The organism is Pseudonocardia sp. Ae331_Ps2 (genome assembly GCF_001932405.1).
GTDB lineage: Bacteria > Actinomycetota > Actinomycetes > Mycobacteriales > Pseudonocardiaceae > Pseudonocardia.
The window spans coordinates 4733686-4741503 of the sequence record NZ_MCIM01000001.1 but is presented as its reverse complement, the minus strand read 5'-3'; the positions used below and the strand labels follow the sequence as shown (position 1 = coordinate 4741503).

Below are 7818 nucleotides of genomic sequence, written 5' to 3'. Positions count from 1 at the left end.
CCTCGGCCCGCGCCTCCTGCGTTGCGGCAGGTGCGGTCAGCGACCGGCGGTCTGCGCGAGCGCACCGGGCACCGGCTCGGCCGGGTCCACGCCGAGCGCGACGACCCGGTTGTCGGCGTCGACGTGCACCACCCGGGCGACGTGGTCGGCGACGGCGGGCTCGGGCACCTGCTGGTAGGCGACGATGATCGTCAGGTCACCCGGGTGCACGAGGTGCGCGGCGGCGCCGTTCACGCCGATGACGCCGCTGCCGCGTTCCCCGGTGATCACGTAGGTCTCGAGGCGGTTGCCGTTGTCGATGTCGAGGACCTGGACCTTCTCGCCCTCGACGAGGCCCGCGGCGTCCATCAGGTCCTCGTCGACGGTCAGCGAGCCGACGTAGTGCAGGTCGGCCTGGGTCACGGTGGCGCGGTGGATCTTCCCGCTGAGCAGGGTGCGGTAGCGGACGGTCTCGGTGGAGCCGGGCATGACGGAACCTTCCTCACCGGATCACCTCCGGCGCGGGCGTGGGGGTTGCGGAGCGGGTCAGGCGCCGGGACGTCCGACCGGGCTCCCGGGGAGCAGATCGGTCCAGGTGCGCGCGACGCGGCCGGGTACTCGGCAGGTGCCGCCGCCGGGCGGCGGACACGGGCACGTGGCAGGGTCGAGGACCCCGACCGCGGCGACGACGTCGAACGGCACGCGGCCCGGGCGGCCTCCGTCGCCTGTCACCGTCGCGCCACCCCTTACTTGCCTCGCCACACCTGAACTTAGGCAAGGCTAAGCATGCGGGTGGATGCGAGGGTTCCGCCGAATGGATGACGCATTCCGATCACCGTCACGGGCCGGGATCTCCGCACGTCAGCGACCCGCGCCGACGGGAGGGACGCTCCACACACGGCGTCTGCGGACCCCTGATGGTCCGAACGGGTGTGAGCACCGGCATGGCCCCGCCCGCGCCCGAGGCACGACAGGGGGCCGTGTCCGGCCGACCGGCGGCGGGTGACCCACGATCGCGGGCACGAGTCGGCGCCGTGCCGGGCGGCGGCGGGTGCCGGGCCCGGCGCGACGCCCCCGGGGGACGGTCGCGCCGGGCGCGGGAGGAGGGTCAGGGTGCGACCGGCTGGAGCGACCGGAGCGTGTCGCCCCAGCCGACGGTCTCGGTGGCGACGGTCCGCAGTCCGGCGTCGGCGACGACGGCCGAGAGCTCGGTGGCCGTCCGGCGGCCGGAGCCGTGCAGGACGAGGGCCAGCAGGTCGTCCTCGGCCTCGTGCTCGTCGAGGTCCTGCTCGTCGAGCACGTCCTCGAGAAGCAGGATCCGCCCGCCGGGGGCCAGGCACTCCCCCGCGCGGCGGAGGATGTGCACGGCCTCCGGGTCGGGGTACTGGCCGAGCACCTTGCCGAACAGGATCGCGTCGGCGGCCGGGACCGGCTCGGCGATGGTCTGCACGACGACCTCCACGCGGGAGCGGGCACCGTCGTCGGGGACGGTGCGCAGCAGCTCGGACCGGGTCCAGTCGGCGTCGGAGGGGCCAGCGACGATCGTGACCCGCGTCCCGGGGCGGCGGGCGACGACGGCGGCCGCGGCGGACACCGCGGCGTCGGCGTGGACGACCAGGTGGTCGATCCCCTCCAGAGCTGCGGAGTCCGCCACCGGGGCGGCGATGTAGTCGGCGAACTGCGCGGTGTTGTCCAGGAGCCTGCGGGCGAACTCCTCGTCCCCGCGCAGGCTCGGGTAGTCGCGACCGGTGACCGCCGCGAAGGACTCCCGGCCGGTGCGCACCGCCTGCTCGAGCCCCAGGAACCCCTGCTCGCGGCGGGCACCGACGCCGTCGCGGCGCACCACGTCGAGCACGTGGTCCTCGGTCAGGTAGAAGCCGGTGTCGGTCAGCGTGTACCCGCCCTGCTCGTCGCGGTCGAGGATCTTGATCGCCACGAGGTACCGCAGCAGCTTCTCCAGCGCCCGCGGATCCGCACCGGCCCGTTCGGCGAGCGACTTCGGATCGCGGATCCCGCCGGCGACGAGCTCGCCGAGGCCGAGGTTCGCGGCCACCCGGATCGCCAGTGGGGGCAGCAGCTCGGCCTGCTCGTGGAAGGTCTCGAACGCCTCGGCGTTGCGTTCCTCGTCGGTCACCCGGGGGTCGGACTCGAGGGTGACCACCTCGCCGAGCTTCCAGTAGCCGGTGAAGTCGATCCGGCGCCGGTCCACCCCCGCCGCGACGAGCAGCCGTCGCAGGTCCCGCACGACGGACTGCTCCCCCGCCAGCCAGCCGGCGGTGGCCGCGGCGTCCCAGCCCGGCCCCTCGGCCACCGTGCGCAGGCACTCGGCCAGCTGCGTCGACGTACCCGGCCCGGCGCCGTCCCGGACCAGCCAGGTGACCTCGACACCCGGGTGCTCGCGCAGCGGGACCCGGTGGGCCGTCTCCGCGACCTCGATGAACACGTCGGCCCGCAGGTCCGCCGGCGCGGTCTCCAGCAGCCGCGAGACGGCGGGCAGCGCGGTGTCGTCCCCGGCGACCAGCAGCCGTTCGGCCGTGGCCGGCAGCGCGAGCGACGCCGCCGGTCCCGCCACGTGGACCCGGTCCCCCGGCGTCGCGCGGTAGGCCCAGGTGGTCGCGATGCCGACGCCGTGTCGCACGAACTCCACGTCGAGCTCACCGGCGACGGGGTCGTGGCGGCGGACCGTGTAGACCCGCCAGACCGGCCGGCGTCCCTCGGGCAGCTTGATGCCGCCGTCGCGCAGGATCGGCAGGACGGGCTCGGTCTCCCCCGGGTAGGGGAAGATCAACCGCACGTCGTCGTCGAAGCCCGTACTGGTGAACGCGGGCCAGGCACGCCCCTCGTCGTCGGTGAACGCCCCGAGCTGCTCCCCGGTGAGGGTCACGCGTCGCAGCGCGGGCGTGACGTCCACGATCCGCGAGACGCTGAGCTCACGCACGGCGATGGGGTAGACCGAGACGGCACGGTCCTGGTTGGGCATGGGGGCTTCTCCTCGCACGGGCACAGGGACGGAGCACGGCGATCCGTGGCGTCCGGCCCGGGCGTTTCCGGCAAACCCGCCCTATCGGCCGCGCGGCTCCGCCTGCGACTCTAGCCACCGGTGTCCGGGCGGCCGTGAGCTGCCGACACGGCGTCGTCACACGGCCGTACCGCTCTCAGGTGGGACGCGGGTAGTACGCCCATCCCTTGGCCAGCCGTCGGGCCGTCCGACTGATGCCCAGCATGCGGAACTCGACGGACCCGGCCCCGGCCCCGGCCTGCACGCGGACCGGCATGACGCCGGAGGGGTGTCCGATCAGGACGGTGTCGGGCCTGCGCTCCGTCGCGACCTGGTGCACGGTGGTGCCCGGCAGCCGCGACGCCGCGGCGAGGCTGATGGACGCGGTCCCGGCCATGCTCTCGTGCAGACGGTTCATGAACATCAGTCGGGCCCGCAGGTCCATGTCGTCGGGGTCGACGGCCTGTCCGTTGAGTGTGCTGTAGCCCCCCGGCGGTGCCACGGCCCCGACCATCGGGATGGCCGGGACCTCGGTGTCCACCTGGGTCCACTCCTGGCACAGGCCGAGTCGGACGCAGACCTTGCCCCGGATCTCCCGGATGGCGGACACGAGTTCCGCTCGGCCATTGAGTTCGAGACCCTCGCTCCCGGTGAGACCGAGATCCGCGGCGGCGACCCAGGCGATCGGATTCCCGGCATCGACGATCGACAGCCGGACCGTTCGCCCGTCCTCGAGCTCGACGGTGTCGAGTGGGTTCCCGGTGGGGAGCAGCCTGCCGGTGACGGCCCCGACCGTTCCCGACCAGTCCATGACGATCTCGGCGCCCGTGCCCGGTACCCCGGGGATCGCGAAGTCACCGTCCACCCGTGCGGCACCGTCGCGGACCGGGACGTGCGCCACGAGGACCTTGTCGGTGTTGGTGTTGCGGATACGGACGACGGTCGTTCCCTCCTCGACCGGGACGAGCTTCTCGTCCACGGCGAACGGTCCGACGCCGGAGGAGATGTTGCCGCAGTTGCCGTTGTAGCTCACCAGGCCGGTCTCGATGTCGACCTGTGCGAACGTGTAGTCGACGTCGGCGTCGGCGGCGTCCGACGGCGCGATGATCGCGACCTTCGAGGTGATCGGGCGTGAGCCGCCGAGACCGTCGACCTGCAGGACGTCGGGTGACCCCATCAGCCGCGCCAGGAGCGCGTCGCGGGCGGGACCGGGTGCGGGGATGTCGGCGGCGTGCAGGTACAGGCCCTTGCTGGTCCCGCCCCGCATCTGGACCAGCGGGACCGACAGCTGGTCGCTCATCGCCGTGCCCCCACGTGCTCGCGCGGCGCGGCGACGTCCGACACCGCGGCGGTCGCCGGCCCACCGGCCGGTGGGCGCGGTCCGTCGTCGGGCCAGCGGAGCCACTCGCTGATCCCGACGGTCTCGAAGAGCTCACCCGGCCCGGCGGCGTCCAGGGGCGGGAGGCCGGTGTCGCGCAACGAGGCGAGGGCGCTCTGCACTGCCGCCGAGGCCGCCGCGAGGCCCATGATCGGATAGATGGCCAGCCGGTACCCCAGGTCTGCGTACTCCGCGTGGCTCAGAACCGGTGTCCGGGAGTTCGCCATGACGTTGACCACGAGGGGGACCTCGATGGCGGAGCCGATACGACGTAGCTGGTCCAGGTCCTCGACAGCGTCGACGAAGACCATGTCGGCACCCGCGTCGGCGAACCGGCGCCCACGCTCGACGGCCTCGTCGATCCCGTGGGTGGCCAGCGCGTCGGTACGCCCGATCACGACCAGGTCGTCGTCGCCGCGGGCGCGGACGGCGGCGCGGACCTTGGAGACGGCGTCGTCGCGGTCGATCACGGACTTCCCGGACAGATGCCCGCACCGTTTCGGGAAGACCTGGTCCTCCACGTGGAGTGCCGCGGCACCTGCCCTGATGTAGGTCTCGACGGTGTGCCGCACGTTGAGCTCGTTCCCGTAACCGGTGTCGGCATCGGCTATCAGCGGCAACGACGTCGCACCGCTGAGCCGGGCGAGGTGCGCTGCGACGTCCGTCGCGGTCATCAGGCCGATGTCGGGTCGTCCGAGCAGGCTCACCGACGCCGCCGCCCCACTGACGTAGGCGGCCGGGAAGCCCGCCTGCTCCGTGAGCGTCGCGCTGAGGGCGTCGTACACGCCCGGGACCACGACCATCTCCTCGCCCGCGATCAGGTCGCGCAGGGTCTGAGCCGACTCGTTACTCATGTGGAGGGGATCCTCTCCGCTGCCGGGTGCTTGTCACCTGCCACTGTGCGCCTCGCGGCGGCCCCTCCGGAAATGACGCATGTGCTGTGAAATCATGCGCGCTGTGCATAGTCGGTGCCGGCGACGTGGGCGGCGAACCGTCGCGCGGCCGGTGCGGTGGCGCCCCCGGCACGACACAGCAGACCGATCGACCGGTACGCACCGTCGTCGGCGAGCGAGACCGCCGTCGTTCCCTCTCGGGTGTCCGCCGCCCGGCTCCGCTCCGGAACGATCGCCACGCCCATTCCCTCGCCGACCAGTGCCTGCACGGTGCTCAGCTCCGTGGCCTCGAACACCACACGCGGCGTGACCCCCGCCCGGGTGCACAGACGTTCGGTGGTCTGACGGATCCCGAAGGCCGAGGGGAAGCTGACCAGGTCCTCGGTGGCGAGCTCGGTCACCGGCACCGACCTGCGCGCGGCGAGCCGATGACCCGCGGGAACCAGCAGGACGAGGCGTTCCTCGAACAGCGGCGTCCACTCCAGGTCGCCGTCGGCCGGGCGCGGACCGGTCAGCGCCACGTCGATGCGGTGGTCGCGCAGATCGTCGAGCACGGTGTCCGCGGCCCGCCCACGGAGCTCGAAGGTCGTCGCGGGCGAGGTCGCCCGGTACTCGCGGAGGAGCCGGGGAACCAGCCACACCCCCAGGGAGTGCAGGAACCCCAGTGCGACGACGCCGACCTCGGGATCGGCCAGGGAGGCGATGCGCCGCTCGGCGGCGGCGATCTCCGTCACCGCGCGCACGGCGTGCGCGCGCAGCACCTCGCCGTAGCGGTTCAGCCGTAGCCGGTTCTGTCGCCGGTCGAACAGGCGCACCCCGAGACCCCGTTCGAGCCGGGCCAGCGCGCGCGACAACGTGGGCTGGGAGATGTTCATCTTCTCCGCCGCCGAGGTGACGTTCTCGCTCTCGGCCAGTGCGAGGAACCAGTGCAGTTCTCGGATCTCCACACAGCGACTATGCCCCACGGACATGATGCGGTGCACAGCCCGTCATTTCACACCGCGGCTCCGGAGACGCACGATCGGTACGACAGTCACCAGTACGAGGAGGCGGTTGACATGACCGTTCAGAGCCCGGCGAAGTCGCTCTCGATCGACGTGGCGGACGTCGTCCGTCGCACCGACATCTCCGACGTCCCGCCACCGGTCCTCGAACGGGCACGCCTCCTGATCCTCGACGCGGTCGGGATCGCCTTCGCCTCGAGCGGGTTCGGGTTCGCCGATGTCGCCGCCAGGGCGGCGACATCGTTCGGGCCGGGTGAGCAGCCGGTACTGGGTCGGGCCGAGCGGCTCGGCCTCCGCGACGCGGCGACCCTGAACGGCATCCTGGTGCACGGTCTCGACTTCGACGACACCCACAGCCGCGCGGTCGCCCACGTGTCCTCGGCGGTGCTGCCCGCCGCCCTCGCCTCGGCACTCGACGCCGGGTGCACGACGAACGAGTTCCTCCTGTCCTATGTCCTGGGTGTGGAGATCATGGCCCGGGTCGGGTCAGCGGCCCACGGCCAGCTGCACGACGTCGGCTTCCACCCCACCGCGATCGCCGGTGCGTTCGGGGCGACCGTCGCGGCCGGGAAGAACTACGGCCTCACCGCCGGTCAACTCGCGAACGCACAGGGGATCGCCGGCTCGTTCAGCGCCGGACTGATGGAGTTCCTGCAGGACGGCGCGTGGACCAAGCGCCTGCACCCCGGCTGGGCGGCGTCGAGCGGGATCACCGCGGCCCTCTACGCGCGTGCCGGCTGGACCGGTCCCCCGGCCGTCTTCGAAGGCCGCTTCGGGCTGTTCGCCACCCATCTGCAGCAGCGCACCGACGTCAGGCCCGACATCGTCGCCGACGGCCTCGGCTCGGAGTGGGAGCTCCCGGCGACCGCGGTCAAGCCCTACCCGGTGTGCCACTTCAACCACGCCTTCATCGACGCCGCCCTCGATCTCCGGCGACAGCACGCCCTCCTGCCCGAGGACGTCGCCGCGATCACGTGCGCCATCCACCCCGTTCCGCGCAAGGTCGTCTGCGAGCCGACGGAGGCGAAGTGGGCGCCACGGGACGACTACGACGCCAAGTTCAGCCTCCCCTTCGTCGTCGCCGCCGCCCTGGTGCGTGGCCGGTTCGGTCTCGCCGAACTCGAGGACGACGCCCTCTCCGACCCCGAGATCCTGGCGACCGCCCGCAAGGTCCGGGTCGTCGACGACCCCGACAGCGCCTTTCCGGAGGCCTACTCGGGGTTCGTCGCGATCGAGACCGTCGACGGGACGACGGTCTCGCACCGGGAGCAGATCAACCGCGGCCATTCCCGACGTCCGCTCGACGCCGACGCGGTGATCGCCAAGTTCCGACAGAACGTCGGTCGCGTCGCGGACGACGCCGTGATCGACCGCGTGCAGAACGCCGTCCTCGGGATCGGTGACGACCGCCCCGTCGCCGAGTTCGCGGACGCGTGCAGCAGGTAGCCCGGAACCGGGATCCGTCACCTACAGGACTCTCGATCCTCGTCACCGTCGTGCCGCCGCCGGTGCGGCACGGCTCGCCGGGCGTAGGCTGAGTGAGCACTCAGTCAAGTGGGCCGCACG

6 protein-coding genes are annotated in these 7818 nt (G+C 72.6%); 1 reads left to right on the top strand and 5 read right to left on the bottom strand.

The window, feature by feature from the left end:
- Nucleotides 1–36 precede the first annotated feature (36 nt).
- The 5 genes from panD to Ae331Ps2_RS22360 form a co-directional block, all read right to left on the bottom strand.
- The gene (panD, locus tag Ae331Ps2_RS22380) at nt 37–468 is read right to left on the bottom strand and encodes an aspartate 1-decarboxylase (RefSeq protein ID WP_020628196.1); all 432 of its coding nucleotides are present in this window, start codon (nt 466–468) and stop codon (nt 37–39) included.
- 619 nt (nt 469–1087) lie between these two features.
- Entirely contained in the window at nt 1088–2959 is a 1872-nt protein-coding gene (locus Ae331Ps2_RS22375) for an SIP domain-containing protein (protein WP_075306673.1), read from the bottom strand.
- Nucleotides 2960–3134: 175 nt separating this feature from the next.
- The gene (locus Ae331Ps2_RS22370) at nt 3135–4277 is read right to left on the bottom strand and encodes a 2-methylaconitate cis-trans isomerase PrpF family protein (RefSeq protein ID WP_075329832.1); all 1143 of its coding nucleotides are present in this window, start codon (nt 4275–4277) and stop codon (nt 3135–3137) included.
- On the bottom strand, nt 4274–5209 hold the full coding sequence (locus Ae331Ps2_RS22365; RefSeq protein ID WP_075306674.1) for an oxaloacetate decarboxylase: 936 nt from the start codon (nt 5207–5209) through the stop codon (nt 4274–4276). The genes Ae331Ps2_RS22370 and Ae331Ps2_RS22365 overlap by 4 nt, the downstream gene beginning before the upstream one ends.
- Nucleotides 5210–5301: 92 nt before the next feature.
- A complete protein-coding gene (locus Ae331Ps2_RS22360) occupies nt 5302–6195 on the bottom strand; it encodes a LysR family transcriptional regulator (protein WP_075306675.1) in 894 nt (297 codons plus the stop codon).
- A gap of 111 nt (nt 6196–6306) precedes the next feature.
- Here Ae331Ps2_RS22360 and Ae331Ps2_RS22355 point away from each other — a divergent pair, with 111 nt between their 5' ends.
- On the top strand, nt 6307–7698 hold the full coding sequence (locus Ae331Ps2_RS22355) for an MmgE/PrpD family protein (RefSeq protein ID WP_075306676.1): 1392 nt from the start codon (nt 6307–6309) through the stop codon (nt 7696–7698).
- Nucleotides 7699–7818 lie beyond the last annotated feature (120 nt).

Bases quoted from the DNA above. Each gene is read 5' to 3' on its own strand.
- panD (WP_020628196.1), bottom strand. From the start codon at position 468: ATGCCCGGCTCCACCGAGACCGTCCGCTACCGCACCCTGCTCAGCGGG.
- Ae331Ps2_RS22375 (WP_075306673.1), bottom strand. From the start codon at position 2,959: ATGCCCAACCAGGACCGTGCCGTCTCGGTCTACCCCATCGCCGTGCGT.
- Ae331Ps2_RS22370 (WP_075329832.1), bottom strand. From the start codon at position 4,277: ATGAGCGACCAGCTGTCGGTCCCGCTGGTCCAGATGCGGGGCGGGACC.
- Ae331Ps2_RS22365 (WP_075306674.1), bottom strand. From the start codon at position 5,209: ATGAGTAACGAGTCGGCTCAGACCCTGCGCGACCTGATCGCGGGCGAG.
- Ae331Ps2_RS22355 (WP_075306676.1), top strand. From the start codon at position 6,307: ATGACCGTTCAGAGCCCGGCGAAGTCGCTCTCGATCGACGTGGCGGAC.